We start from the raw sequence: 25237 nt of genomic DNA, 5'->3' as shown, positions 1-25237 counted from the left end.
AAGACGAAGACGAAGAAGAGGGACGAACGATGAACGAGATCCTGCCGAGCTACGTGAACGGCCAGTGGTGGACCCCGACGGTGCCGGCTTCAGCTGGTGCGGCGGCGACCTCCGCAACCGAGGTGCGCGACGCGTCGACGGGCGAGGTGGTCGCGCGCGTCTCGACCGAGGGGCTCGACCTCGGCGCCGCGCTCGAGTACGCGCGCACGGTGGGTCAGCGCTCGCTCGGAGCCATGACGTTCCACCAGCGCGCCGTGCTCCTCAAGCAGATGGCGCTCGCGCTCACCGAGCGCAAGGCCGAGCTCTACGAGATCTCGAGCCGCACGGGCGCCACCAAGCAGGACTCGTGGGTCGATATCGACGGCGGTATCGGCGTGCTCTTCACGTACTCCTCCAAGGGTCGCCGGGAGATGCCGAACTCGAAGGTGTATGTCGACGGCAACGTCGAGAACCTGTCGAAGGACGGCTCATTCCTCGGACGGCATATCTACACCCGCCTGCCCGGCGTGGCCGTGCAGATCAACGCGTTCAACTTCCCGGTGTGGGGCTCCCTCGAGAAGTTCGCGCCGGCGTTCCTCGCCGGCATGCCCACGCTCGTGAAGCCCGCAACGCCCACCGGCTACCTGGCCGAGGCGTTCGTGCGCATCCTCGCCGAGTCGGGCCTGCTGCCAGAGGGATCGCTGCAGTTGGTGTCGGGCAGCGTGCCCGACCTGTTCGACCACCTGCGCCTCGGCGACCTCGTCGCCTTCACCGGCTCAGCGTCCACCGCCGAGCGGCTGCGACAGCACGAGTCGGTGCAGACCGGAGGCGTGCGGTTCACCGTCGAGACCGACTCGATCAACGCGTCGGTGCTGGGCACGGATGCCGCGCAAGGCACGCCCGAGTTCGACGCGTACGTGAAGCAACTCGTCGTCGAGATGACGTCGAAGGCGGGGCAGAAGTGCACGGCGATCCGTCGGGCGATCGTGCCCGCGGCATCCGTCGACGCCGTGATCGACGCGGTGCGGGCGCGCATCGAGGAGCGTGTCGTGCTCGGCGATCCGCGCGCCGAGGGTGTCACCATGGGTCCGCTCGCGTCGGTCGGTCAACGTGATGAGGTGCTGCGTCAGGTCGGCAAGCTCGAGGCGGCCGGTGGCGAGCTCGTGATCGGTTCGACGGATGCCCCGAGCGTGATACGTGCCGACGGAGAGTCCGGCGCGGCATCCGACGGCGCCTTCGTCGCCCCCATGCTGCTTCGGTTCACGGATGCCTCGAGCCCCGCGCTGCACGAGGTGGAGGCGTTCGGACCGGTCGCCTCGATCGTGGGCTACGACACCACCGACGACGCTGTACGGCTCGTGGCCCGCGGTGGCGGTTCCCTCGTGACGAGTGTCGCGACGCACGACCCCGAGGTCGCCATGGCGATCGCCGGCGGCATCGCCGCCTACAACGGCCGCGTGCTCTTCCTCGACCGTGACGACGCTCGCTCGTCGACCGGCCACGGATCGCCGCTCCCGAACCTCGTGCACGGCGGGCCGGGTCGCGCCGGCGGTGGCGAGGAGCTCGGCGGCATCCGTGCGGTGCTGCACCACATGCAGCGCACGGCCGTGCAGGGCTCGCCCGAGATGCTGACGGCGCTCACGGGCGTCTGGCACCAGGGTGCGGAGTCGCGCCCCGGCGGCGAGCACCCGTTCCGCAAGTCGCTCGCCGAGCTGCGCATCGGCGATCAGGTGGTCAGCGAGTCGCGCACCGTGACGCTCGAGGACATCGAGACGTTCGCGAAGTTCACCGGCGACACGTTCTACGCCCACATGGACGAAGAGGCGGCGGCCGCGAACCCGTTCTTCCCGGGTCGGGTCGCGCACGGCTACCTGCTCGTGTCGTGGGCGGCCGGGCTCTTCGTGGATGCCGCGCCCGGACCGGTGCTCGCGAACTACGGCCTCGAGAACCTGCGGTTCATCACGCCCGTCTCGCCCGGCGACTCGATCCGCGTCGAGCTCACCGCCAAGGAGATCTCGCCGCGCGAGACCGACGAGTACGGCGAGGTGCGCTGGGATGCGGTGCTGAAGAACCAGAACGACGAGATCGTGGCGACGTACGACGTGCTCACGCTCGTGGCGAAGGAGCTCGCGCCGCAGCCCGCGTAGGATCTGGGGCCATGAGCGCTGAACGCATCGAGCGGATTCGGTCATCGACGTTTCCGGGGATCTCCGACAGCGTCCGCGTTTCCGCGGGCGACCTCCTCTTCGTCTCAGGAGCCGTGGGATTCGAAGAGGACGGCTCGGTACCCGGCGACTTCGCGCGGGCCGTCGAGCTGACCCTTCGCGAGTTGCAGCGCGCGCTGAACAGCGGAGGCGCGGAGTTCGCCGATGTGGTGCGCATCAACATCTACATCACGCAGCTCGACGATGAACGGCTCAGGGTGTTCCGCGAGGTGCGCGACCGGATCATGGACGTGGAGAACCCTCCGGCGAGCTCGTTGATCGGCGTGCAGTCGCTGGTCATGGGAGCGACCGTCGAGATCGACGCGATCGCGGCGCTCCCGACGCACTGAGCGAGGACGCTGCCGAGGCGTCGGCTCTCGGGGTGCCCGACGCCGACGGTCAGCCGCGGAGCGCGAGCACGAACGGGAGCACCTCGGTCGCTCCGGCCTGGCGCAGCGCGCGTGCGGCGACCGTGAGGGTCCAGCGGCTGTCGGCCTGATCGTCGACGAGCAGCACCCCGCCGGCCGGCACGTCGAGGCCGTCGGCCGAGAAGCGGTTCCACACGCCGGCGAGCCGGAACGCGCTGTTGCCGCCCGGCTGACCCATCGGTCCACCGTCGACGGCCGAAAGCTCGCCCAGGTAGGGGAGACGGCCGACCTCCGCGAGTCCGCGGGCCAAGGAGTCGACGAGCAGCGGGCGCGAGCGCGACGGCACCGAGACGACCGCCACCGGACGCTCCGCCCACCCCCACTCGGCGAGCACGCGCACGCACGCCGCAAGCACCTGCTGGGGCACCGGGGCATCGGGCGCGCCCGCGGCGAAGAGCTCGCGCAGCGTGCCGCCCCAGCCGAGATCGGTGAGCCGGGCGAGCGCGCGACCCTCGCCCGCCTGCTCGGCCGGTGCGATGCGTCCCTTCACGGGCACGCCGAGCCGGTCGGCTCCGGTCGGCCACGCGCGGCGAGGTTCGATCGGCACGCCGACCCGGTCGAGGGCGACGGATGCCGCGTCCGCGGCTCCCTCGGCGAGATCGCCCGGATACCAGGCGCCCGCGCAGGAGTCGCAGCGGCCGCACGGTGCGGCCGTCTCGTCGTCGAGCGAGCGCTGCAGGAACTCCATGCGGCATCCGCCCGTCGTCTCGTACTCGATCATGTGCTGCTGCTCGGCCTCGCGCTCGGCGGCGATGCGGCCGTACCGCTCGGCGTCGTACGTCCACGGGGCACCGGTGGCGACCCAGCCGCCCTGCACCCGGCGCACGGCGCCGTCGACATCGAGCACCTTGAGCAGCAGCTCGAGCGGCGTGCGCCGGATGTCGACCCGCGCCTCGAGGGCCGGTGTCGAGAGCGGCACGTCGGAGAGCTCGTCGATGACCCGCCGGGCGCGCTCCTCGTCGGGCATCGAGGCTGTCGCGAAGTAGTGCCAGATCGCGCGGTCCTCGGTGCCGGGCAGGAGCAGCACGTCGGCGCTCTCGCTCGCGCGACCCGCACGGCCGACCTGCTGGTAGTACGCCACCGGCGACGAGGGTGCGCCGAGGTGCAGCACGAAGCCGAGGTCGGGTTTGTCGAATCCCATGCCGAGCGCGCTCGTGGCGACGAGCGCCTTGACCTCGTTGCGCTTGAGCATGCCCTCTGACTCCTCGCGCTCGTCGGGGTCGGTCTGGCCCGTGTAGACGCGAACGTCGTGTCCGCGTTCGCGCAGCAATCGTGCGGTGTCGTTCGCCGCCGAGACCGTGAGGGTGTAGATGATGCCCGATCCGGGCAGGTCGTCGAGGTGGCTGAGCAGCCACGCGAGCCGCGTCGGCGCGTCGGGCAGCCGCAGTACGCCGAGCCGCAGCGAGGTGCGGGCGAGCGGCCCGCGGATGGTGAGCACGTCGCCCGACGAGCCGAGCTGCTCCGCGACATCCGCCACCACCCGGCTGTTCGCGGTGGCCGTCGTCGCGAGCACCGGCACGTCGGCCGGGATCTCGGCGATGAGGTCGCGGAGCCGCCGGTAGTCGGGCCGGAAGTCGTGGCCCCAGTCGCTGATGCAGTGCGCCTCGTCGACCACGAGCATGCCGATGCGGCGCACGAGGGCGGGCAGCTGCTGCTCGCGGAACGCCGGGTTGTTGAGCCGCTCGGGCGAGACGAGCAGCACGTCGACGTCGTCGGCGGCGAGTCGTGCCTGCACGTCGGCCCACTCGTGCGGGTTGGTCGAGTTGATCGCGACGGCACGCACCCCGGCGCGCTCGGCGGCTGTGATCTGGTCGCGCATGAGGGCGAGCAGTGGCGACACGAGCACGGTGGGCCCCGCCCCCAGCCGCCGGAGCAGCAGCGTCGCCACGAAGTACACGGCCGACTTGCCCCACCCCGTGCGCTGCACGACGAGCGCCCGGCGCCGCCCGGCGACGAGCGCTTCGACGGCCTCGAACTGGCCGTCGTGGAAGTCGGCGTCGTCGCGCCCGACGAGTTCGCGCAGCGCCGCGAGGGCGGAGGCGCGGAGGTCGGTGGAGGGAGCGACGGTGGTCATCACCCCACTCTGGTCGATCCCCCTGACAGTCGCCTCCCCGCATCAGGCCCGGTGGGCTCGAGTCGACGTGAGGCGCCCGCCGAGGCGACCGCCGTTTCGGTTCCGGCCGAGCGGCTCGCACGGACCTCAGGCCGGCGAGGCCGTCACGAGCCCGAGTCCGTCGGCCGCGTCGAGCAGGCGTCGGCCATAGGCCCAGACCTGGTCGGCCTCGAGGAGCGTCGCCGTCGCGAGATGTATCGCATCGAGCGAGCGAAGCGTCGGCGGTCCGATGCGCCGCGCCACCGCCGTGACCTCGGGCCCGATCGGTGCCTCCTGCAGACCGGAGAGGGCATGATCGCTGAGCCTGGCGATCAATCGGGGGTCCGTCGAATCGAGTCGTGTGCGGAGCGCTCGGGTGACCTCGATCCACGCGAGCGTGGAGGAGGCGATCACGTCGCCGGCCGCAACGGCGGATTCGAGTGCGGCCTCGACGGCTGCCGACTCGGCCTCATCGACGGCGCGCTTGAGCAGCGCACTGCTGTCGACGTAGATGAGCATCAGATCCGGTCATCGCGGTCGAGCAGCGACTCCGAGCTCAGGCCGTGTGGGAGCGTGAGACGCTCGGTCGTGGTTGCGAAGGGGCGGCGGGCCGGGAGCACTTTCGATCGATAGCCGGATGCGGGGGGTGCAGGCGCCTCGGCGTGGAGGAAACGTTCCAGCGCTCGTCGGAGGATCTCCTGCTGGCTCACGCCGGTCTCACGTGAACGCTCGCGGAGGTCCTCGGCGAGGTCGTCACTCAGACGCAGGTTGAGGGCCATACCACATGGTACCGAGTGGTACCGCCGGATGATAACCCGGCTGCGACAGACGACTCAGTCGCCGCGGCGGATGAAGCGCGCCACGAGCTCCCCGATGAGCACAGCGGTCGCGGCCGGCCCGCGCGACGGGGCATCCGGGAGCATGGACGTGTCGGCGACCCGCAGCCCCGCGACCCCGTGCACGCGTCCGAAGCCGTCGACCACCGCGAAGGGGGCCGCCGCGGGCCCCATCGGGGCGCTGCCGCACAGGTGGATCGCGGTGCCGAGGTGCGTGCGCATCCACCCGTCGAGCGCGTCGTCATCGTCGAGCGTGGCGTCGTCGAGCTCGGTGAGCCGCTCGAACAGCTCGGCGAACGCGCGCGTGCGCAGCAGTGCCGCGGCGGTGCGGATGCCGAGCCGCAGGCGCTCCCGGTCGTGCGCGGTCGACAGGTACCGGTAGTCGATGCGGGGGTACACGGTCGGGTCGCCGGACTCGAGCGTGATCGAACCGCGCGCCTCCTCGCCCTGCAGCCCGACGAGGAGCACGAGGTCGCGCCCGTGCACCGCCTGCTCCCGCAGCCGCGAGAGCGACGCTCCGCGCAGGGCTCGCACAGTGGCGATCGGATGCCGCAGCGCCGATCGGGCGCCGCCGGCCACCATGCCGGGCGACCCGGTGAGCAGGTGGTTCATGGTCTTGACCGAGACCATGATCTCGAGGTCGCCCGCGGGATCCCCGCCGGGCGACGAGAAGTTCAGCGCGGTCGTGAACGTCTCGGGCGTGTGCGGATCCATGATCTCTCGCCGGGCGCGCCAGCCGACCGACAGGTCGGGGTGGTCGCTGAACGCGCGCCCGACGCCCGGCGCGTCGCGCACCACGGCAACCCCGTGGGTGCGCAGCTGCTCGGCGGGCCCGACGCCCGAGACGAGCAGCAGGTGCGGCGTGCCGATGCCGCCGGCGCACAGCACGACCTCGTCGGCGTCGATCACCCGAGCGGATGCCCCGGCGCGCGCGCTCCCCGCGGCGTCACCGCCGCCCGCGACCTCGACCCCGACCGCCCGCGTGCCGTCGAACACGACGCGCAGCACGCGGCATCCGCCGATCACCTCGAGGTTCGGCCGATCGCGCACGGGTTCCAGGTAGGCGAGGCCCGTGTTGATGCGCACGCCGTCGACGACGTTCTGCGGCACGGGCCCGACGCCGGGCGTGCCGGACGCGTTCTTGTCGGGTTCCGCGGGGAATCCGAGCTCGAGCGCGGCGGCCCTGAACGCGCGGGCGGCGAGGTTCGCCTGGGAGGCACGCTGCACGGGCATCGGCCCTGCATCCCCGTGCGCTGGACCCGCGCCGAGGTCGAGGTCGCGTTCGAGGTCGCGCAGCACGGGCAGCACGCGCTCGTACGTCCAGTCGGGGCCCGCGGCATCCGCCCACCTGGCGAAGTCCTCGGGGCGGGCGCGCACGAAGTAGCCGCCGTTGATGGTCGACGAGCCGCCGATGATGCGGCCGCGCGCGATCGTGTACGGCAGGTCGGGCGTGAGGTGGCCGAGGTACGACCAGTTCGCCGGATGCCCCGGCATCGCGCCCTGCACCGTCGAGGCGTCGAGCAGCTCGGGCGGGAACTCGCCCCGAGACCGTGGCACGGCCCCCGCCTCGAGGAGGACGACGCGGTGGTCGGGGTCCTCGCTCAGCCGCGCCGCGAGCGCCGCCCCGGCGGCACCCGCACCGACCACGATCGTCGTGCGGGTCGCCCCTGTCGCGGCGTCGCTCACCGCGTCACGCCTGCACGTCCCGGTGCGCCTGCACCACCTTGGTGTCGATGCGCTCGTCGATGAGCCGGAACGCCTCGTCGAGGATGTCGAGCAACGGCGTCTCGCCGTCATCGAGCCACTGCTCGTAGGCAGCAAGGCACACGCCGAGGCAGGTCCAGGCCATGGTCTGCGGAATGAGGTCGTGCTCGGGCAGTTCGAGTCGGCGCGCGACGTGCTCGGCCACGACCTGCCGCCACGACGCGTATCGCAGCGTCGAGTGGGCGAGGAGCGTCGGCACGTGCAGCAGCAGGTCCATCCGGCGCCGGTGGTAGTGCCACTCCTCCTCGGGCACGCGGTTGAACTCGACGATCGCGACCCGCAGCTGCTCCATCATCGGGATGTCGTCGGGCATGCCGGCCAGGTGTACGCGCATGCGATCGAGGAGCGTGTCGAAGTCGCCCCACGGCAGGTCGTTCTTCGAGGGGAAGTAACGGAACAGCGTGCGTCGCCCGATGCCGGCCTCGCGGGCGATGTCGTCGATCGTCGTGTGGTCGAAGCCCCGCTCCATGAACAGCGTGAGTGCCACGTGGCTGATCTCGGCGTGCGTGGTGGAGGGGGCGCGTCCGAGTCTTGCTCGAACCGGCCCATCCTCGCTGCCGACCGTCACAGCCGCAACCCCCTTCCCAACGGCACTGAGTGTCATTAGTATCGTCCTCACACGAGAGATCGCCAAGGGCGGCGATCCTGCACATGAGGAGCATCCCATGACTCGAACCGACCAGCTCGTCGAACCGCAGGCTGAGATCGAGGATGTGATCGAGACGGATTCACTCGTCGAAGAGGTCTCGATCGACGGCATGTGCGGCGTCTACTGACGCCCACGCCATCGCCACCGACACTGACGTCGACGCCATGAGCGCCATCGATCCTGAATCCGCCTGGCAGCTGCATCCCCAGGTCTCGGTTCGTCCAGAGCCGTTCGGGGCGTTGCTGTATCACTTCGGCACCCGCAAGCTGTCGTTCCTCAAGGACCGCACGCTGCTCACGGTCGTCGAGGGCCTGGCGGATGCCACGAGCGCGCGTGCCGCGTGCGAAGGCGCCGGCATCGCCCATGAGCACCTGCCCACCTACCTCCGGGCGCTGGGCACGCTCGCCGATTCGAAGATGATCGTGGAGCGTACGGCATGACCACCCTGACGACAGCACCACCGCCGGCGTCGATGCGCCTGGTCGACCACTTCGAGCGCGGACTCGACGCCCCGATCTGTCTGACCTGGGAGCTCACGTACGCGTGCAACCTGTCGTGCGTGCATTGCCTGTCGAGCTCTGGCCGGCGGGATCCGCGCGAGCTCTCGACCGAGGAGTGCAAGGCGGTCATCGACGAGCTCGAGCGGATGCAGGTGTTCTACGTGAACATCGGCGGCGGGGAGCCGACCGTGCGCAGCGACTTCTGGGAGCTGCTCGACTACGCGACCGCGCACCACGTGGGCGTGAAGTTCTCGACGAACGGCGTGAAGATCACGCCAGAGGTCGCGGCGAAGCTCGCTGCGAACGACTACGTCGACGTGCAGATCTCGCTCGACGGCGCCACCGCCGAGGTGAACGACTTCGTGCGCGGGCCGCGTTCGTACGAGACGGCGTTGCGGGCGCTGCAGAACCTGTCGGATGCCGGGATGCGCAACTTCAAGATCTCGGTGGTCTGCACCCGGCAGAACATCCCGCAGCTCGACGAGTTCAAGGCGATCGCCGACCGGTACGGTGCGCAGCTGCGGCTGACCCGCCTGCGTCCGTCTGGTCGCGGGGCGGATGTCTGGGACGAGCTGCACCCCACGCAGGCGCAGCAGCGCGAGCTGTACGACTGGCTCGTCGCGCACGGCGACAACGTGCTCACCGGGGACTCGTTCTTCCACCTCTCCGCGTACGGGCAGGCCCTGCCGGGCCTGAACCTCTGCGGTGCGGGCCGAGTGGTGTGCCTGATCGACCCGATCGGCGACGTGTACGCCTGCCCGTTCGCGATCCACGACGAGTTCCTCGCCGGCAACGTGCGCGGCGAGGGCGGCTTCCAGGAGGTCTGGCGCGAGTCGGAGTTGTTCACCAGGCTGCGCGAGCCGCAGTCGGGTGGCGCGTGCACGTCGTGCCAGTTCTTCGACACCTGCAAGGGCGGGTGCATGGCCGCCAAGTTCTTCACCGGCCTGCCGCTCGACGGACCCGACCCCGAGTGCGTGCAGGGCTACGGCGAGCAGCTGCTCGCGGAACGGGCCGACAAGCTCAGCGTGCCCAAGCATGCCGGCGACCACTCGCACCGCACCTCGCCGCCGCGCCCCCGCACCGGCATGGGCCCGGTCAAGCTCACCCTCTCGCGACGGGAAGACCTCCAGGCTCCGCCCGTGAACGCATGCGCCGAGGACCCGCTCGCCGGCTTCACCGCCGCAACCGACGACTTCGCAACGAAGGAACCCGGCGCCGACCGGCGCCACCAGGGAGGCATCCGCTCCGAACTCGCGTGACGTCCGACTCACCTCGACGACCGTGATGGCGCGGTCGCGGTTGGTCGTGCCGCTCGCACGAGGTGGTTCGGCGTGCCCTGAGACAGGAGGAACGAGTCATGGGAATGCTCGATGGCAAGGTCGCCCTCATCACGGGCGGATCGCGTGGCCAGGGCCGCGCGCATGCGGTGACCTGCGCGCGCGAGGGCGCCGACGTGGTGATCATCGACACGCTCACGCAGATCGAGACCGTGCAGTACCCGATGGCGAAGCAGGAGGACCTCGACGAGACCGTCCGGCAGGTCGAAGCCCTCGATCGACGCATCATCAGCGTGGTCGGTGACGTGCGCAAGCAGGCCGACCTCGACGAGGCCGTGAGCCGTGGCATCGCCGAACTCGGCCGCATCGACATCCTCATCGCCAATGCCGGCATCTTCTCGCTCGCCCCGGCGCACGAGCTGACCGACGAGATGTGGGACGACATGATCGCGGTCAACCTCACGGGCGTCTGGAAGTCGGCGAAGGCCGTGCTCCCCCAGATGATGGAGCAGGGCGGCGGGTCGATCGTCATGACCTCGTCGATCAACGGCCTCGAGCCCGGCGCGAACTACGTGCACTACTGCGCCGCGAAGTTCGGCGTCGTCGGCATCATGAAGACGCTCGCGCTCGAGTACGCCCGCCACGGGATCCGCGTGAACGCGATCCACCCGGGAGCGATCCTCACGCCCATGACGAGCTGGCAGGGCGCCTGGGACATGATGAGCGGCAAGCCCGCCGGCGAGGGCACCGAGGAGGACATGCTCCAGGCCGGGTACGCCTTCCATGCGCTGAAGGGCAACGGATTCCTCGACCCGCAGCGCATCGCCGACACCGCGCTCTACCTCAACTCCGACCTCGCGTCGTCGGTGACGGGTGTCTCGATCCCGGTCGACGCCGGCCACCTGCTGCTGCCGGGCTACAACCCCGACCCGGTGAAGTAGCCGGTCGCACCATCACGGCCATCATCCACAACCGCCACGAGACGAAGGAGTCATCCATGGCAGGCCAACTCGAAGGCAAGGTCGCCTTCATCACCGGTGCCGCACGCGGACAGGGCAGGTCGCACGCGATCCGCCTCGCCCAAGAGGGCGCGAACATCATCGCCGTCGACATCTGCAAGCAGATCGACACGGTGCCGTACCCGATGTCGACGCCCGACGACCTGAGCGAGACCGTGAAGCAGGTCGAGGCGCTCGACCGTCGTATCCACGCGGTCGAGGCCGACGTGCGCGACCGCGACGCACTGCAGGCCGCATTCGACGCGGGTATCGCCGAGCTCGGTCGGGTCGATATCGTGCTCGCCAACGCGGGCATCGCGCCACTGTCGGCCGACCCGCAGCCGAAGGAGTGGCAGGACGTCCTCGACGTGAACCTCACCGGCGTCTACTACACCGTGGAAGTGGCAAAGCAGTCGTTGATCGACGGCGGGGGTGGCGCGATCGTGATCACGAGCTCGACCGCCGGGCTGAACGGCATCGGCGGAGCGACGCCTGGAGGCCTGGGGTACACCGCGGCGAAGCACGGCGTGGTCGGGCTGATGCGCAGTTATGCCAATCAGCTTGCAGAGCACTCGATCCGGGTCAACACCGTGCATCCGACCGGCGTGGACACACCCATGGTGGTCAACGAGGCCATGCAGAAGTTCTTGGAGACCGACCCGCAGTTGAGCCAGGCCATGGCGAACGCCCTTCCCGTGCCCATGATCGACGCCGTGGACATCTCGAACGCGATCCTCTTCCTCGTGTCGGACGCCGGACGGTATGTCACCGGCGTGACGCTGCCCGTCGATGCGGGCTTCACCAACAAGAAGTGACCAACGGGACCACGAGAGGAAGGACACAACATGGCTGGACGAGTAGAGGGCAAGGTCGCGTTCATCACGGGCGCGGCACGAGGGCAGGGCCGGGCGCACGCGCTGCGGCTCGCCGAAGAGGGCGCCGACATCATCGCGATCGACATCTCGGAGCAGGTCGAGGGCGTGCCGTACGACACGGCGCGGGCCGAAGATCTGCAGGAGACCGTGCGGCAGGTCGAGGCCCTCGACCGCCGGATCGTCGCGGAGAACTGCGACGTGCGCGAACTCGAGAACATGAAGTCGGTGCTCGAGAAGGGCGTCGCCGAGCTCGGTCGACTCGACATCGTCTCGGCCAACGCGGGCGTCGACATCGTGGGCCCGTGGGATTCGATGACACCCGAGATCGTGCGCACGACCCTCGACATCAACCTCATCGGCGTGTGGAACACGGTGATGGCGTCGCTGCCGCACATGATCGACGGCGGTCGCGGCGGATCGATCATCTTGACGAGTTCGGCGAACGGCCTGAAGGCGGGCCCATGGAACATCGCCTACAACATGTCGAAGTACGGCGTGACCGGGTTGGCGAAGTCGTTCGCCCAGGAGTTGGCGAAGCACAACATCCGGGTCAACAGCGTCCACCCCGGCGGCGTCGACACCCCGATGGCGCAGGGGATCATGGGTGTCGAGGACAGCGGGTTCACCAAGGGCATGGCGGCGAACCCCGACCTCGTCGGGATGCTCACGCAGTGGATCCCCGGCATGATGCCCGCTCGCGAGATCTCGAACGCGGTCCTCTTCCTCGCCTCCGAGGAATCGGCGTGGGTCACCGGCCACGCGCTGGCCGTCGACGGCGGCATGACGCAGTACTGACCGACGGATGCCGCGGCCGCGACATCCGATGAGGAATCGGCCGCGGCATCCGGAACCACAAGAAGGGAGCACGACATGGGACGAGTAGAGGGAAAGGTCGCGTTCATCACGGGCGCGGCACGCGGACAGGGTCGGAGCCACGCGCTCCGGCTGGCCGAAGAGGGCGCCGACATCATCGCCATCGACATCTGCGAGGCGATCCCGGAGAACAACTACCCACCTGCCACTGAGGAGGACCTGGCCGAGACGGTGCGGATGGTCGAGGCGCTCGACCGTCGGATCGTGGCCGAGAAGGCCGATGTGCGCAATTTCGATCAGCTCAAGGCGGCGGTCGACAAGGGCGTGGCCGAGCTTGGACGGCTCGACATCGTCTCTGCGAACGCGGGCATCGCCGGATCGTTCAACAAGGCGGAGGACATCCCCGATGACGAGTGGGTCAACATGCAGGAGATCAACCTCTCGGGCGTGTGGCGCACCTGCAAGGCCGCCATCCCGCACATCCGCGCCGGAGGTCGCGGCGGCTCGATCATTCTCACGAGTTCGGATGCGGGACTCTTCGCGTTCCCGAACATCGCGCATTACGTGTCCGCGAAGCACGGCGTGGTCGGGCTGATGCGCACGCTCGCGCTCGAGCTCGCGCCCGACATGATCCGCGTCAACTCGGTGCACCCGACCGTGGTCGACACGCCCATGGTCAACAACGAGGCGACGTTCAAGCTGTTCCGGCCCGACCTCGAGAACCCCACGGTCGACGACTTCAAGGAGGCGGCCGGTGGCATCAACGCCTTGCCGATCCCCTGGGTCGAGGCACGTGACATCTCGAACGCCCTGCTGTTCCTGGCGTCCGACGAGGCCCGGTACATCACGGGCGTTCCGCTGCCGGTCGACGCCGGCGCCGCGGTGAAGTGACAGAAGACGACTGAAGGGGGAATCATCATGGGACGTCTTGACGGCAAGGTCGCGTTCATCACGGGCGTGGCTCGTGGGCAGGGCCGGTCGCACGCGTTGCGCCTCGCGCAGGAGGGCGCCGACATCATCGGCGTCGACATCTGCGAGGCGGTGCCGACGAACGACATCCCGCCGGCGACCGAGGAGGACATGGCCGAAACGGTGCGCCAGGTGGAGGCGCTCGATCGGCGGATCATCGCGACGAAGGCCGATGTCCGCGACTACCAGGCGGTGAAGGCCGCGGTCGACGCGGGTGTCGCCGAGCTCGGCCGGCTCGACATCGTCGCTGCCAACGCCGGCATCGCGGGCACCCCGGCCAAGGCCGAGGATCTTCCCGATGTCGACTGGGAGACGATGATCGACGTCAACCTCACGGGGGTGTGGCGAAGCTGCAAGGCGGCGATTCCGCATCTCCGGGCAGCCGGCGGGGGTTCGATCATCATCACGAGCTCGACTGCAGGACTGAACGCGTACCAGAACCTCGCGCACTACGTATCGGCCAAGCACGGCGTCGTGGGCCTGATGCGCACGCTCGCGCTCGAGCTCGCGCCCGACATGATCCGGGTCAACTCCGTGCATCCGACCAGCGTCGACACCGACATGATCCAGAACGATGTGATCTACGCGCTCTTCGCTCCCGACCTCGCACCCGAGCAGCGCACCCGCGAGGCGCTCGCCGAACGGTTCACGACGCTGAACGCGCTTCCGATCCCGTGGGTCGAGGCTGTCGACATCTCCAACGCCGTCCTGTTCCTCGCCTCCGACGAGGCGCGATACATCACCGGTGTGACCCTGCCCGTCGATGCCGGGCAGACCACCAAGTAGGAGGAAGCAAACGTGACCGACACCACTCGAGCGGATGCCGCGCCCGGCGAGCTCGCGGCGAACCGAGAACGCATCGCCACGCACATCGTGGGGCGAGAACGCGAATTGGAGCTCACGCTCGCGGCCGTCGCGGCCGGGCGCGACATCCTGCTCGAGGGGCCGCCCGGCACGAGCAAGACGACGATGCTGACGGCGATCACGGAGGAGTGGGGCATCCCGCTGCTCTTCGTCGAGGGCAATGCCGATCTCACTCCGGCGAAGTTGGTCGGCCACCACAATCCGGCTCGCGTGCTGAAGGAGGACTACAGCGCGGAGAACTTCGTGGCCGGGCCGCTCGTGGAGGCGATGTCGAAGGGCGGGTTCCTCTACATCGAGGAGTTCAACCGGGCCCCCGAGGACACCCTCAACACGCTGCTCACCGCGATGGCCGACCGGTCGATCGCGGTGCCGCGCGTGGGGAAGATCAAGGCCGAGCCGACGTTCCGGGTCATCGCCTCGATGAATCCGTACGACAACGTCGGCACGACGCGGCTGTCGACGAGCGTGCACGACCGGCTCAACCGGCTGGCGGTCGGCTATCAGGACGCCCCAAGTGAGGAGGCCATCGTCCGACTCCGCACGGGAGCGAAGGGCGCGCTCGGCGATCGACTTGTCGGCGATGCGGTCGCGGTCACCAGGGCGACGCGGACGCACCCCGACATCCGCCAGGGATCGAGCGTGCGAGGCGCGATCGACTGCGTGCTCGTGGCGCTGCAGCTCGCGGAGCTTCGCGGCATCCGTTCGCCGGAGCAGGAGGGCTACGCGGAACTCGTGTTCGACGCGATGATCGTGTCGCTCTCGGGACGCATCCACATCGACGAGGCGATCGAGACGACGCCCGAGAGGGTGCTGCGTGAGATCTGGGAGGACCGATTCATCCTCGAGCCGGCTGCGGCGGCGCCGGGATGAAGGGAGGTTCCGGCGGACTCGCCGCTGCAGCGCGAACGGCCCGACCGGCGCGGTGCGCACGGCAAGCCGTTGCGCCGCAAGCCGAAGCAGCTCGACGAGGACCCGACCGTGTTCGAGGCGACGGCCGGCGCGGGCGGCGGAATGCTGCTCCGCCCGAGCGGCGAGGGCGGGCGGGCGGCGGCGAAGCCGATGCCGGGAAGCAGCGCGATGGGATTCACTGACGAGGCGGCATCCGTCGTCGTACCGGATGCGAACGTGGCGATCGACCCGGTCGCGCGAACCCGGGCTCGGCAGATCGCGTCGCGCCTCGCCATCCGGCGGCCCCGACGCGATGCGACGAGTCGGCGCGGCATCGGCGAGCTCGGCAGCCTGCCGTACCGGGCCGGCTCCGACGAGATCGATCTCGACGCCACGATCGAGGTGCTCGCTGAACGACCGGTGCCCGAAGACGAGGACATCGTCGTGCGCGACCGCATCCGCACCAAGCGCTCGGTGGTGCTCGCGGTCGACGTGTCGGGGTCGATGAAGGGCGAGCGCATCGCGACGGCCGCGGCGACGGTCGGCGCGCTCGCCGGGGAGCTGGAGCACGATGACCTCGCGGTGGTCGCATTCTGGTCGGATGCCGCGATCCTGCTGAACCTCGGCGAGCTCGTGAAGCCCATGGAACTGCTCGACGCGATCATGCGGATCCCGGCGCAGGGCCTCACCAACGTGGCGTTCCCGCTCGAGCTCGCGGCGAAGCAACTCGCGCGCGTTGCCGTGCGCGATGCCCGTGTCGTGCTGCTCTCCGACTGCGTGCATAACGCCGGACCCGACCCGCGGCAGTTCGCCGGGCGGCTGCCGCGGCTCGACGTGCTGCTCGACGCGAGCGGTGAGAAGGACGTGGAGCTCGGACGCGACCTCGCGAGGATCGGCCACGGCACGCTGCACGTCGTGCACGACTATCGAGGGGTCGCCCCCGCGATCAGCGCCATCTTCGGCGGATGAGCACGAGAACGAGCACGAGAACCTCAGACAGATACTTCGCGGGTTGAACTTCGCGGGTGGAACAAGGAGAGAGACGATGAGCAACGACTGGTTCGAGACCGTGGCCGTGGCACAGCGCCGCGCAAAGCGACGGCTGCCGAAGTCGGTGTACGGGGCGCTGATCGCAGGATCCGAGCGCGGCCAGACCTATCAGGACAACATGAAGGCGTACGGCGAACTGCAGTGGGCTCCGCACGTCGCGGGGCACGCGGCCGAGCGGCGCCTCGACACGACGGTCATGGGCATCCCGATCTCGCTGCCCGTGATCATCTCGCCGACGGGCGTGCAGGCCGTGCACCCCGAGGGCGAGGTGGCCGTGGCCAGGGCGGCCGCGAACCGGGGAACCATCATGGGCCTCTCGTCGTACGCGTCGAAGCCCGTCGAGGACGTCGTCGCGGCCAACGGCAACACGCTGTTCCAGGTGTATTGGAGCGGCACGCGCGATGCGATGCTGCACCGGCTCGAGCGGGCGAGGGCCGCGGGCGCCAAGGGCGTCATCCTGACCCTCGACTGGTCGTTCTCCAACGGTCGCGACTGGGGGAGCCCGTGGATCCCCGAGAAGCTGACCCTCCAGGCCGCGATGCGATTCGCCCCGCAGGCGGTGACGCGGCCGGCGTGGCTGCTCGACTTCCTGAAGACCGGGCGGGTTCCCGACCTCTCGACGCCGAACCTCGCGCCCGCCGACGGCGGACCGCCGCCGACGTTCTTCGGTGCCTACGGCGAATGGATGTCGACCCCGCCCGCGACCTGGGACGACGTGGCGTGGCTCCGAGAGGAGTGGGGCGGCCCGTTCATGCTGAAGGGCATCACCCGACTCGACGACGCCAAGCGCGCGGTCGACGCCGGGGTCACCGCGATCTCCGTATCGAACCACGGCGGCAATAACCTTGACACGACGCCGGCGTCGATCCGCATGCTCCCGGGCATCGCGGATGCGGTCGGCGACCAGGTCGAGGTGCTCCTCGACGGCGGCATCCGACGTGGCGGGGATGTCGCGAAGGCGCTCGCGCTCGGCGCGCGCGCGGTGATGATCGGTCGAGCGTACCTCTGGGGGCTGGCGGCGAATGGACAGGCTGGGGTCGAGAACGTCTTCGACGTGCTGCGCGGCGGGCTCGACTCGGCCGTGCTCGGCCTCGGGCACTCCTCGATCGACGAGCTCAGCCCGGCCGACTTCTACATGCCGCCGTCGTTCCGGCGCGACCTCGGCACCGGTGCCACGGCCGAGAAGCCGGCGACGAAGCCCGAGCCCCGCAAGGCGCGGCCCGCGACGACGCGTCGCACCAAGCCCGAGCCTGCGGAGCCCCGGCCCGACGACGCGGTCGCCCTCGGCAACGTCTAGGGCGGCAGCGTGACCCGGGGCGACGCGAGGCGCCTCGCGGATCGGCCGTGGCCCGACATCGCGCGACCGGTGCTGCTCGTACCGCTCGGATCGACCGAGCAGCACGGGCCGCACCTGCCGCTCGACACCGACACGACCGTGGCATCCGTCGTCGCCGACGCGCTCGCCGCGCGTCTCGGCGGCACCGGTGTCGATGCCGTCGTGGCGCCCGCGATCGCCTACGGCGCGAGCGGCGAGCACCAGGACTTCCCCGGCACGATCTCGATCGGCACCGAGGCCCTCACGATGCTGCTCGTCGAATACGGACGCTCGGCGTGCGAGTGGGCCGCCCGGGTCGTGTTCGTCAACGGGCACGGCGGCAACGTCGAGGCACTCACGGCGGCCGTGCCGAAGCTCATCGCCGAGGGCCGCCCCGCGGCGTGGCTGCCCTGCGCGGCCGACGTGCCCGGCGATCCGCACGCGGGTCGCACCGAGACGTCGCTGATGCTCGCGACGGATCCGGCGCGGGTGCGGGCCAGGCGCATCGCGGCGGGCAACGACGCGCCGCTCGCCGAGCTCATGGCGGACCTGCGGGCCGGGGGCGTACGCCATGTTTCACCCAACGGCGTGCTGGGCGACCCGCGCGGCGCGACGGCCGAGGAGGGCGAGCAGCTGCTCGGCGCGATGGTGGCGCACGCCTGGTTGCGGCTCTCCAAGGGCGCGGTCGATGGACGCGGATGCCTCGTGCCCGACGCGCGGCCGGGGGCTGTCTCGTGACGGCGCGGCTCCCCGACGGCTTCGTGGTGCGCCTCAACCGGCACACGCGCGTCATCGACGACGGCGCGGTGCTCGTGGGCGGCTCGCCGACCCGCATCTCGCGCCTGAAGCCACTCGCCCGCCGCGCCATCCGGGGCCGCTTCATCACGGTGACGGATGCCTCGAGCCGCGCGCTCGCCGACCACCTCCTCGTGACGGGCATGGCCGACCCGGTGGTCGTCGAGCTGCCGACCGCCGACCTGGCGCTCGCGACCGTGGTCATCCCCGTGCGCGACCGGCCGCGCCAGCTCGAGCGCCTGCTCGCCGGCCTGGGTGGCGCGCTGCGCGTGATCGTCGTCGACGACGACTCGATCGACCGCCCGGCCGTCGCGGCCGTCGCCGTCCGGCACGGTGCAGAGCTGCTGCCCCTCGCCGAGAACGTCGGGCCCGCTGGTGCGCGCAACGCCGGGCTCGCGCGCGTCACCACGCCGTACGTGGTGTTCGTCGACTCCGACGTGGTCGTCGAGCCGGCGGCCATCGAGACGATGCTGCGACACTTCGCCGATCCCGAACTCGCGATGGTGGCGCCCCGGGTGCTCGGCCTCGAGAGCGACCGGCCCAATTGGATCACGCGCTACGAGGATGCGCGCTCATCACTGGACCTCGGCAGTGACTCGTCGATCGTGCGGCCGCGCTCGCCGGTGACCTGGGTTTCGAGCACGTGCCTCGTCGCCCGCGTCGACACGCTCGGAAGCGGGTTCGACGCGTCGATGCGCGTCGGGGAGGACGTGGACCTCGTATGGCGGCTCGTCGACGAGGGTCGGCGAGTGCGCTTCGAGCCCGCGGCATCCGTGCGACACGAGCACCGTTCGACCCTGCGCGCATGGATGGCGCGCAAGGCGTTCTACGGCACCGGGGCGCACCCGCTCGCCGTGCGGCATCCCGACGACATCGCGCCCGTGGTGCTGGCGCCGTGGGGCGCCGGGCTCCTCGTCGCACTGATGGCGCAGCGGCGCTGGTCGCTGCCCGTCGCGGGCGTCATCGCGGGCGTGACGATCGCGCGCATCGGGCGCCGGGCGGCCGGTGTGCGGCATCCGTACCGCCTCGCCGGACGGCTCACCGGCTACGGTGCGATCGCCGCGGTCACGCAGGGGTTCGCGCTGCTGCTGCGGCACTGGTGGCCGCTCGCGGCGATCGGATGCCTCGTGTCGCGCCGCGTGCGGCGAGCGGTGCTCGTGGCGGCCCTCGCCGACACCGTGATCGAGTACGCGCGTACGAAGCCGCGTCTCGACCCGATGCGGTTCGCGCTCGCTCGGCGACTCGACGACGCGTCGTACGGGGCGGGCGTATGGTGGAGCGCGATCCGCGCGCGCTCGCCCAAGGCGTTGCTGCCCGACCTGCGGCGCCGCCGCTGACCTGACCTGCCGGTCAGTCGGCTGGTGCAGGAGAATGGGCCGCATGTCGCCCGTGGCGGGGGCATGGGGCCCATTCTCCTGCACGAGCTACCGTCGGGCGGGCTCCCAGCCGATGGCGGGCGCCACGTGCTCGGCGACCGTGGCGAGCAGCCGCGTGTTGTAGTCGACGCCGAGCTGGTTCGGCACCGTGAGGAGCACGGTGTCGGCCGCGGCCACGGCGGCATCCTGCGCGAGGTCGGCCGCGATCTCATCGGGCTCGCCGATGTAGCTCTTCCCGAACCGGGCGAGGCCGCCGTCGAGGAAGCCCACCTGGTCCTGCGTGTCGTGGCCGAGACGGCCGCCGAAGACCTGGCGATCCTCGTCGGTGACGAGCGGGATGACGCTGCGCGAGACCGACACCCGCGGCGTGCGCTCCCAGCCGGCCAGGGCCCACGCGTCGCGGTAGAGCTGGATCTGCTCGGCCTGCAGCTCGTCGAACGGCACGCCCGTGTCCTCGGTGAGGAGGGTCGAGCTCATGAGGTTCATGCCCTGCTCCGCGGTCCACGTGGCGGTGGCTCGCGTGCCGCTGCCCCACCAGATGCGGTCGGCGAGGCCCGGCGACTGCGGCTGGATGGGCAGGAGACCGGTCGTGCCCGTCATCTTCGGGTTGGCGGGCACGACCCCGGCGCCCGAGATGGCGAGCCGGAACGTCTCGGTCTTGGCACGTGCGAGCGCGGCGTCGTCCTGGCCTTCGGGCGGCACGTACCCGAAGCTGTGTGCGCCGTCGGCCGCGGGCTCGGGGGACCCGCGGCTCACACCGAGTTGCAGCCGGCCCTCGCTGCTCGAGTGGGAGCTGATGAGGTCGGCGGCCGCCGCCTCCTCGGCCATGTAGAGCGGGTTCTCATAGCGCATGTCGATGACGCCCGTGCCGATCTCGATGCGGCTGGTGCGCGCCGCGATGGCGGCGAGCAGCGGGAACGGGCTCGCGAGCTGGCGCGCGAAGTGGTGCACGCGGTAGAACGCGCCGTCGATGCCGAGCTCCTCGGCGGCCACCGCGAGCTCGATCGACTGCACGAGCGCGTCGCGGCCGCTTCTCGTCTGCGACTGCGGCGACGGATGCCAGTGGCCGAACGACAGGAACCCGATGCGCTTCTTCACATCGGGTACAGCGGTCTCAGGCATCCACCCATTCCCTCCAGCACGGAAACCCGAGAGAAACTCCGTGATCCTACGGATGCCGCGCGGTGGCCTCAGGGAGGAGCTTGGGGGAAGGACCACGAGCAATCGGAGTCAGACATGTACGTCTCGGACATGAGTTTCCCGCACCTGCAGGCGGATCGCGAGGCGCGCCTCACGCGCGAACGCGAGTGGCGACGCATCGCCGACGAGCGTCGTGCCGACGTGGCGGACGCCGCAGCGGCGACCACTGGGGCGGGAGGCGCGGCGCCGTCGGGGCGGGCATGGCTGCGCCGGTGGCGACGTCACCCGGCCCGCGTGCGCGACGCCACCACTTGACCTGTAAGAATGTGAGCGACTAACATTCTTGCGTGGCCACCGACACGCGGCGCCCCTCGAAGCGCGAACGCACGCTCGCGGCGCTCGTCGAGCACGGGCTCGATCTGTTCGAGCAGCAGGGTTACCACCGGACAACCGTCGCGCAGATCGCACGTGCGGCCGGCGTCACCGAGATGACGTTCTTCCGCTACTTCCCGGCGAAGGAGCATCTGCTCCTCGACGACCCGTACGACCCCGTGCTCACCGCCGCGATCGCCGACCAGCCGCGCACGTTGCCCCCCTTCGTGAGGGCAGCCCGTGGCCTCCGGGCGGCGTGGCACGCCCTGCCCGAGCCCGAGACGCCGATCATCCGTCGCCGCGTGCGCATCGTCGCGCGCACGGCGGCGCTGCGTGGGGCGATGTGGCGGTCGACCGGCAACACCGAGCGTGCGATCGTCGACCAGCTCGTGGCCGACGGAGCGCCCGCCGACGAGGCACGAGTGGCCGCGGCATCCGTGCTCGCGGCACTCGTCGCCGGCCTGTACTCGTGGGCTGACGAGGAAGATGGCACGGGCACGCTCGCGGCTGCGATCGAACATGCACTCGACGTGATCGACGTGTGCCATGACTGAGCCGGCAGGTGCTCCGCGCCTCGAAGCGCGCGGTCTCGTGCGCGAGTTCCGCGGCGGTGCCGGCGTCCACGGCATCGACCTCGATGTCCTCCCGGGCGAGGTCCACGCGCTCGTCGGACTGAACGGCGCCGGGAAGACCACCCTCCTGCGGCTCCTCCTCGGCATGCTGCGAGCCGACCACGGCGAGGTGCGCATCGACGGCGTCGACGTCCGCTCGGCCGGGCCCGGGACGTGGCGCCGCGTGGGCCATGTCGTCGAGCACCCGCTCGCCTACGCCGAGCTCACGGGGCGGGGGAACCTCGCCATCGCCGCCCGCCTGCACGGCGAGCGACGCGACGACCTCGACGCGGCCGTCGACCGGGTCATCGATGAATTCGACCTCGCGCGGTACGCGAACGTGCGGGCGAGCCGGCTCTCGCTCGGCAATCGGCAGCGCCTCGGCCTCGCCGCCGCGCTCCTGCACGAGCCGTCGTTCGTCGTGCTCGACGAGCCGACGAACGCGCTCGACCCGGCGGGCGTCATCCTCCTGCGCGAGTCGCTCGTGCGCCGCGCCGCCGCGGGCGCCGGCATCCTCGTCTCGAGCCACCACCTCGACGAGGTCGCGCGTATCGCGCACCGCATCACGGTGATCAACGACGGCCGCGTGATCGGCGGGCTCGACCCCGCCGGCGTCGACCTGGAGCGCGCGTTCTTCGCGCAGGTGCACGCCGATGCCGCCGGGAGGGTCGCATGAGCGCGGGGCTCGGTTCCGCCATCGCCGTGGAGGCACGCAAGGCGGCGGCCTCGCGCGTCATGGCGTCGGTCACGGCGCTGCTCGTGCTCGGGGTCGGGGCGCTCTCACTCGGGATGCTCCTCGCCGCGGCATCCGGCGACGAGCAGGTGCTCGCCAAGCTCGGTCCGCTCGCCGACGACGGCGGGTGGGGTGGGCTCATCGGCGTCGTGCTGCAGATCACCGCGGCCGGTGGCCTGCTGGCGTTCGGCGTCGCCCTCAGCTGGCTCTTCGGGCGCGAGTTCGCCGACGGCACGGTCGCCGCGCTCTTCGCGCTGCCCGTCTCGAGGCCGGCCATCGCGATGGCGAAGCTCGTGGTCTACCTGGCATGGGCGATCGGCGTCGCGCTGGTGCTCACGGGCGTCGTTGCGGTGCTGGGGTACGCGATGGGCTACGGGGTGACGGATGCCGCGGGCGTCGTCGGCCTCCTCCGGATCCCGGTGCTCGTGGTGCTGACCGCGCTCATCGCGGTGCCTGCCGCGTGGGCGTCGACCCTCGGGCGAGGGCTGCTGCCCGGCATCGCCGCCACGGTCGGCATCATCGTCGTGGCACAGGTCTTCGCCATCGCGGATGCCGGAGCGTGGATCCCGATCGTCGCGCCCGCGCTCTGGGCGATCGCGCCCCAGTCGGTGCCCGCGGCCGCGCTCCTCACCGTGCCGTCGGTGCCGATCGTGTTCGGCGGGCTCTGCGCGCTCGCGTGGGCGCGGCTGCAGCTCGACCGCTAGGCTCGCTCATTCGACCTCGTCGGCTCGACCATGGCGTGCGTAGTGCCGAGCCGCGCGGGCGCGGTTGCCGCAGCCGTTCGAGCACCATTCGCGACGGGGGTGGTCCTTGATGAAGTAGAGCACGCAGCCGGGCGCGAGACACGCGCGCAGGTCGAGGTCATCCCATGGCCCGAAGAGTTCGATCGCCTCGTTGGCGATCGCGCTCATGAGCAGCGCGTCGGGAGCTCCGGTGGTTTCGGGCCGCTCGACGATGCCACCGCCTTCGGTCAGTTCGAGCATCGGCCGGATCTGCGCCAGGCGTGCACCTTCGTTGACCGTCTGCACGGCCGTTCCAAGGTCTGCCATCGCCGACCTCGCCTGCTCCCGGGGATCACCGGTGCGTTCCGCGGCGATCCGACGCACCGCATCGCGAAGGTCACGCAGGCGGGTGAGACCGTCTTCGTCCAGTGATTGGGCGTTGGCCCGAACGGGGGCCTCGAGGCGTGGGTTCACGGCGGTGATCCAACGCTGCGCGTCTCCGAGCGAGCCGAGTGAGTCGTGAACGCCATGCCGGTCGGACCAGAACGTGTTCATCAGCTCGACCGGCAGGGCCTGCCCCAGGAGTGGAGCGTCGGGGAGCTGCGAGCCGGTCATGATCCCATTCTAGCGCTTCTAATGGGTAGTGCCACATTCAACCGTTGACATCGCCGTGGGAGTGTTGCTATGTTCTAACGGCAGAAAGATCAATTAACCATTAGAACTACGGAGATCACCATGAACACCACGCTCACTCCCGTTGACCCGGCCACCGCGACCGGCGCCCCCAAGGAACTGCTCGACCAGGTCCAGAAGGCGCTGGGCGTGACACCGAACATGACGAAGGTCATGGCGAACAGCCCGGCGCTGCTCCGCGGATACCTCGCCCTGTCCGGAGCCCTGGCCACGGGCGCCCTCAAGGCGCCCGTTCGCGAGCAGCTCGCGATCGCGACCGCCGAGGCGAACGGCTGCGCCTATTGCCTGTCGGCACACACGTACGTCGGCGGCGCGGTGGCGAAGCTCCCCGAGTCCGAGCTCGAGGCCGCTCGAGAAGCGACGTCCACTGACCCGCACACCGCCGCCCTCCTCCGCCTGTCGGATGAGATCCTGCGCAGTCGGGGCTCGGTGAGCGCAGACGCGATTCCCACCGCGCGGGCCGCGGGGGTGACCGACGCCGAGATCGGCGAGATCGTCGGACACATCGCGCTCAACGTGCTGACCAACTACTTCAACGTGATGGCCGACGTCGAGAACGACTGGCCGGTCGTGACCCCGCGCAGCACGCGGCGCATCGCCGCGTGAATGCGTGCGACCGGTGGGGGGCGGGCCGCCACACGCCCCGTCCCCGCCGGTCGCTCAGCCGAGCAGTTCCTCGACGCGGTTCGAGGTGGGCATGCGGAGGCCGTCGAGCGCGACCGCGATGACGTCGTCGGCCAGGCGGTCGGCGTCTTCGCGGCCGCCGGTGCGATACCACTCGACGATCGAGTTGATCATGCCGAAGACGAGACGTGAGACGACGCTCGCGTCGATGTCGCTGCGGAGCGATCCCTCGGCCTGCGCCTCCTCGACGAGCGCGGTGACCGCGCGGTCGAAGGCACGTCGGCGGGCGAGCGCACGACGCTCGATCTCGGTGTTGCCGCGGACTCGCAGCAGCAGGGTCACGTAGGGGAGCTTGTCGACGAGCACGTGCACGCCGCCACGCAGCACGTGGTCGAGGCGGTCTGCGGCGCGCCCGTGGGTGGACTCGTGCTCCTGCAGCACGCCCTCGAGTCCGCCCAGTGCTTCGTCGAGCGCCCGCTCGAGGATCTCGTCCTTCGAGTCGAAGTGGTGATAGATCGCCGACTTCGACAGGCCGAGCCGGTCGGCGAGCACGCCCATTGAGGTCGCGTCGTAGCCGTACTGGTTGAAGGCGGCGACGGCGACCTCGAGGATGCCCTGCTGGTCGTAGCCGGGTCGGCCTCGCCGAAGGGTTCCATTCTCAGACATCGTT

Annotated in this window: 28 protein-coding genes; 20 read left to right on the top strand and 8 right to left on the bottom strand. The window is 70.5% G+C overall.

The window, feature by feature from the left end; all coding sequences use genetic code 11:
- The first annotated feature begins 29 nt into the window (after positions 1-29).
- Together paaZ and AB0K73_RS00915 are read left to right on the top strand one after the other, a co-directional pair.
- Complete coding sequence (paaZ, locus tag AB0K73_RS00920; RefSeq protein WP_360511069.1) at positions 30-2126, top strand: phenylacetic acid degradation bifunctional protein PaaZ; 2097 nt, start codon at positions 30-32, stop codon at positions 2124-2126.
- Positions 2127-2137: 11 nt separating this feature from the next.
- Positions 2138-2533, top strand: a complete 396-nt coding sequence (locus AB0K73_RS00915; protein WP_360511070.1) for a RidA family protein — start codon at positions 2138-2140, stop codon at positions 2531-2533.
- 49 nt (positions 2534-2582) lie between these two features.
- Here the strand turns inward: AB0K73_RS00915 and AB0K73_RS00910 are convergent, their stop codons facing one another.
- The 5 genes from AB0K73_RS00910 to mftR form a co-directional block, all read right to left on the bottom strand.
- Positions 2583-4685 carry a RecQ family ATP-dependent DNA helicase gene (locus AB0K73_RS00910; RefSeq protein ID WP_360511071.1) on the bottom strand — a complete coding sequence of 701 codons (2103 nt, stop codon included), beginning with the start codon at positions 4683-4685 and terminating at the stop codon, positions 2583-2585.
- 126 nt (positions 4686-4811) lie between these two features.
- On the bottom strand, positions 4812-5222 hold the full coding sequence (locus AB0K73_RS00905; RefSeq protein ID WP_360511072.1) for a type II toxin-antitoxin system VapC family toxin: 411 nt from the start codon (positions 5220-5222) through the stop codon (positions 4812-4814).
- Positions 5222-5482, bottom strand: coding sequence for a CopG family transcriptional regulator (locus AB0K73_RS00900; RefSeq protein ID WP_360511073.1), 261 nt, complete (start codon positions 5480-5482; stop codon positions 5222-5224). The genes AB0K73_RS00905 and AB0K73_RS00900 overlap by 1 nt, the downstream gene beginning before the upstream one ends.
- A 54-nt stretch (positions 5483-5536) precedes the next feature.
- On the bottom strand, positions 5537-7225 hold the full coding sequence (locus tag AB0K73_RS00895) for a GMC family oxidoreductase N-terminal domain-containing protein (RefSeq protein ID WP_360511074.1): 1689 nt from the start codon (positions 7223-7225) through the stop codon (positions 5537-5539).
- A 4-nt stretch (positions 7226-7229) separates the two neighbouring features.
- Positions 7230-7871: a mycofactocin system transcriptional regulator gene (gene mftR / locus AB0K73_RS00890; protein ID WP_364774748.1), complete on the bottom strand. Its 642-nt coding sequence runs from the start codon at positions 7869-7871 to the stop codon at positions 7230-7232.
- Between the two features lie 97 nt (positions 7872-7968).
- On the opposite strand from mftR, the gene mftA reads away from it, so the two are divergent.
- From mftA to mftF, 13 genes are all read left to right on the top strand, one after another.
- Complete coding sequence (gene mftA, locus AB0K73_RS00885; protein ID WP_360511076.1) at positions 7969-8079, top strand: mycofactocin precursor MftA; 111 nt, start codon at positions 7969-7971, stop codon at positions 8077-8079.
- 37 nt (positions 8080-8116) lie between these two features.
- Complete coding sequence (gene mftB / locus AB0K73_RS00880) at positions 8117-8392, top strand: mycofactocin biosynthesis chaperone MftB (protein ID WP_360511077.1); 276 nt, start codon at positions 8117-8119, stop codon at positions 8390-8392.
- Entirely contained in the window at positions 8389-9711 is a 1323-nt protein-coding gene (gene mftC, locus AB0K73_RS00875) for a mycofactocin radical SAM maturase (protein WP_360511078.1), read from the top strand. The genes mftB and mftC overlap by 4 nt, the downstream gene beginning before the upstream one ends.
- Positions 9712-9809: 98 nt before the next feature.
- A complete protein-coding gene (locus AB0K73_RS00870; RefSeq protein ID WP_360511079.1) occupies positions 9810-10670 on the top strand; it encodes a mycofactocin-coupled SDR family oxidoreductase in 861 nt (286 codons plus the stop codon).
- Between the two features lie 56 nt (positions 10671-10726).
- Positions 10727-11542, top strand: coding sequence for a mycofactocin-coupled SDR family oxidoreductase (locus AB0K73_RS00865; protein ID WP_360511080.1), 816 nt, complete (start codon positions 10727-10729; stop codon positions 11540-11542).
- Between the two features lie 30 nt (positions 11543-11572).
- Positions 11573-12397, top strand: coding sequence for a mycofactocin-coupled SDR family oxidoreductase (locus AB0K73_RS00860; protein ID WP_360511081.1), 825 nt, complete (start codon positions 11573-11575; stop codon positions 12395-12397).
- A 75-nt stretch (positions 12398-12472) separates the two neighbouring features.
- Entirely contained in the window at positions 12473-13306 is an 834-nt protein-coding gene (locus tag AB0K73_RS00855; RefSeq protein WP_360511082.1) for a mycofactocin-coupled SDR family oxidoreductase, read from the top strand.
- A 27-nt stretch (positions 13307-13333) separates the two neighbouring features.
- A complete protein-coding gene (locus AB0K73_RS00850; protein WP_360511083.1) occupies positions 13334-14170 on the top strand; it encodes a mycofactocin-coupled SDR family oxidoreductase in 837 nt (278 codons plus the stop codon).
- Between the two features lie 12 nt (positions 14171-14182).
- Positions 14183-15118, top strand: a complete 936-nt coding sequence (locus AB0K73_RS00845) for a MoxR family ATPase (RefSeq protein WP_360511084.1) — start codon at positions 14183-14185, stop codon at positions 15116-15118.
- Positions 15119-15187: 69 nt separating this feature from the next.
- Entirely contained in the window at positions 15188-16105 is a 918-nt protein-coding gene (locus tag AB0K73_RS00840) for a VWA domain-containing protein (RefSeq protein ID WP_360511085.1), read from the top strand.
- Between the two features lie 76 nt (positions 16106-16181).
- Positions 16182-17483, top strand: coding sequence for a pre-mycofactocin synthase MftD (mftD, locus tag AB0K73_RS00835; protein ID WP_360511086.1), 1302 nt, complete (start codon positions 16182-16184; stop codon positions 17481-17483).
- 9 nt (positions 17484-17492) lie between these two features.
- Positions 17493-18239, top strand: a complete 747-nt coding sequence (gene mftE / locus AB0K73_RS00830; protein WP_360511087.1) for a mycofactocin biosynthesis peptidyl-dipeptidase MftE — start codon at positions 17493-17495, stop codon at positions 18237-18239.
- Positions 18236-19633 carry a mycofactocin biosynthesis glycosyltransferase MftF gene (gene mftF / locus AB0K73_RS00825; RefSeq protein WP_360511088.1) on the top strand — a complete coding sequence of 466 codons (1398 nt, stop codon included), beginning with the start codon at positions 18236-18238 and terminating at the stop codon, positions 19631-19633. The genes mftE and mftF overlap by 4 nt, the downstream gene beginning before the upstream one ends.
- Positions 19634-19720: 87 nt before the next feature.
- On the opposite strand, the gene AB0K73_RS00820 is transcribed toward mftF, so the two are convergent.
- Positions 19721-20794, bottom strand: coding sequence for an LLM class flavin-dependent oxidoreductase (locus AB0K73_RS00820; RefSeq protein ID WP_360511089.1), 1074 nt, complete (start codon positions 20792-20794; stop codon positions 19721-19723).
- Positions 20795-20908: 114 nt separating this feature from the next.
- Here AB0K73_RS00820 and AB0K73_RS00815 point away from each other — a divergent pair, with 114 nt between their 5' ends.
- Genes AB0K73_RS00815 through AB0K73_RS00800 form a run of 4 tightly spaced genes read left to right on the top strand, consistent with a single transcriptional unit; the run spans position 20909 to position 23232 of the window.
- The gene (locus tag AB0K73_RS00815) at positions 20909-21127 is read left to right on the top strand and encodes a hypothetical protein (RefSeq protein ID WP_360511090.1); all 219 of its coding nucleotides are present in this window, start codon (positions 20909-20911) and stop codon (positions 21125-21127) included.
- A gap of 32 nt (positions 21128-21159) precedes the next feature.
- On the top strand, positions 21160-21738 hold the full coding sequence (locus tag AB0K73_RS00810; RefSeq protein ID WP_360511091.1) for a helix-turn-helix domain-containing protein: 579 nt from the start codon (positions 21160-21162) through the stop codon (positions 21736-21738).
- Complete coding sequence (locus AB0K73_RS00805; RefSeq protein ID WP_360511092.1) at positions 21731-22471, top strand: ABC transporter ATP-binding protein; 741 nt, start codon at positions 21731-21733, stop codon at positions 22469-22471. The genes AB0K73_RS00810 and AB0K73_RS00805 overlap by 8 nt, the downstream gene beginning before the upstream one ends.
- Positions 22468-23232, top strand: a complete 765-nt coding sequence (locus AB0K73_RS00800; RefSeq protein WP_360511093.1) for an ABC transporter permease — start codon at positions 22468-22470, stop codon at positions 23230-23232. The genes AB0K73_RS00805 and AB0K73_RS00800 overlap by 4 nt, the downstream gene beginning before the upstream one ends.
- Positions 23233-23238: 6 nt before the next feature.
- Here the strand turns inward: AB0K73_RS00800 and AB0K73_RS00795 are convergent, their stop codons facing one another.
- On the bottom strand, positions 23239-23865 hold the full coding sequence (locus tag AB0K73_RS00795) for a CGNR zinc finger domain-containing protein (RefSeq protein ID WP_360511094.1): 627 nt from the start codon (positions 23863-23865) through the stop codon (positions 23239-23241).
- A gap of 120 nt (positions 23866-23985) precedes the next feature.
- Between AB0K73_RS00795 and AB0K73_RS00790 the strand changes: the two genes are divergently transcribed.
- Positions 23986-24549, top strand: coding sequence for a carboxymuconolactone decarboxylase family protein (locus tag AB0K73_RS00790; protein WP_360511095.1), 564 nt, complete (start codon positions 23986-23988; stop codon positions 24547-24549).
- 54 nt (positions 24550-24603) lie between these two features.
- Here AB0K73_RS00790 and AB0K73_RS00785 read toward each other — a convergent pair whose 3' ends face one another.
- Positions 24604-25233: a TetR/AcrR family transcriptional regulator gene (locus AB0K73_RS00785; RefSeq protein WP_360511096.1), complete on the bottom strand. Its 630-nt coding sequence runs from the start codon at positions 25231-25233 to the stop codon at positions 24604-24606.
- Positions 25234-25237 lie beyond the last annotated feature (4 nt).

Source organism: Agromyces sp. NPDC052230 (assembly GCF_040679595.1).
In the GTDB taxonomy this organism is placed as follows: Bacteria; Actinomycetota; Actinomycetes; order Actinomycetales; family Microbacteriaceae; genus Agromyces.
The sequence above is the reverse complement of the archived record's forward strand: the minus strand, read 5'-3'. Positions and strand labels throughout refer to the sequence as shown.

What these genes read in the sequence shown, in the direction of transcription:
- AB0K73_RS00850 (WP_360511083.1), top strand. Translation starts at nt 13,334, where the DNA reads ATGGGACGTCTTGACGGCAAGGTCGCGTTCATCACGGGCGTGGCTCGT.
- AB0K73_RS00790 (WP_360511095.1), top strand. Translation starts at nt 23,986, where the DNA reads ATGAACACCACGCTCACTCCCGTTGACCCGGCCACCGCGACCGGCGCC.
- AB0K73_RS00900 (WP_360511073.1), bottom strand. Translation starts at nt 5,482, where the DNA reads ATGGCCCTCAACCTGCGTCTGAGTGACGACCTCGCCGAGGACCTCCGC.
- mftC (WP_360511078.1), top strand. Translation starts at nt 8,389, where the DNA reads ATGACCACCCTGACGACAGCACCACCGCCGGCGTCGATGCGCCTGGTC.
- AB0K73_RS00915 (WP_360511070.1), top strand. Translation starts at nt 2,138, where the DNA reads ATGAGCGCTGAACGCATCGAGCGGATTCGGTCATCGACGTTTCCGGGG.
- AB0K73_RS00860 (WP_360511081.1), top strand. Translation starts at nt 11,573, where the DNA reads ATGGCTGGACGAGTAGAGGGCAAGGTCGCGTTCATCACGGGCGCGGCA.
- AB0K73_RS00910 (WP_360511071.1), bottom strand. Translation starts at nt 4,685, where the DNA reads ATGACCACCGTCGCTCCCTCCACCGACCTCCGCGCCTCCGCCCTCGCG.
- paaZ (WP_360511069.1), top strand. Translation starts at nt 30, where the DNA reads ATGAACGAGATCCTGCCGAGCTACGTGAACGGCCAGTGGTGGACCCCG.
- AB0K73_RS00815 (WP_360511090.1), top strand. Translation starts at nt 20,909, where the DNA reads ATGTACGTCTCGGACATGAGTTTCCCGCACCTGCAGGCGGATCGCGAG.
- AB0K73_RS00800 (WP_360511093.1), top strand. Translation starts at nt 22,468, where the DNA reads ATGAGCGCGGGGCTCGGTTCCGCCATCGCCGTGGAGGCACGCAAGGCG.
- mftB (WP_360511077.1), top strand. Translation starts at nt 8,117, where the DNA reads ATGAGCGCCATCGATCCTGAATCCGCCTGGCAGCTGCATCCCCAGGTC.
- AB0K73_RS00820 (WP_360511089.1), bottom strand. Translation starts at nt 20,794, where the DNA reads ATGCCTGAGACCGCTGTACCCGATGTGAAGAAGCGCATCGGGTTCCTG.
- AB0K73_RS00785 (WP_360511096.1), bottom strand. Translation starts at nt 25,233, where the DNA reads ATGTCTGAGAATGGAACCCTTCGGCGAGGCCGACCCGGCTACGACCAG.
- mftD (WP_360511086.1), top strand. Translation starts at nt 16,182, where the DNA reads ATGAGCAACGACTGGTTCGAGACCGTGGCCGTGGCACAGCGCCGCGCA.
- AB0K73_RS00795 (WP_360511094.1), bottom strand. Translation starts at nt 23,865, where the DNA reads ATGACCGGCTCGCAGCTCCCCGACGCTCCACTCCTGGGGCAGGCCCTG.
- AB0K73_RS00865 (WP_360511080.1), top strand. Translation starts at nt 10,727, where the DNA reads ATGGCAGGCCAACTCGAAGGCAAGGTCGCCTTCATCACCGGTGCCGCA.
- mftA (WP_360511076.1), top strand. Translation starts at nt 7,969, where the DNA reads ATGACTCGAACCGACCAGCTCGTCGAACCGCAGGCTGAGATCGAGGAT.
- AB0K73_RS00870 (WP_360511079.1), top strand. Translation starts at nt 9,810, where the DNA reads ATGGGAATGCTCGATGGCAAGGTCGCCCTCATCACGGGCGGATCGCGT.
- AB0K73_RS00855 (WP_360511082.1), top strand. Translation starts at nt 12,473, where the DNA reads ATGGGACGAGTAGAGGGAAAGGTCGCGTTCATCACGGGCGCGGCACGC.
- AB0K73_RS00805 (WP_360511092.1), top strand. Translation starts at nt 21,731, where the DNA reads ATGACTGAGCCGGCAGGTGCTCCGCGCCTCGAAGCGCGCGGTCTCGTG.
- AB0K73_RS00905 (WP_360511072.1), bottom strand. Translation starts at nt 5,222, where the DNA reads ATGCTCATCTACGTCGACAGCAGTGCGCTGCTCAAGCGCGCCGTCGAT.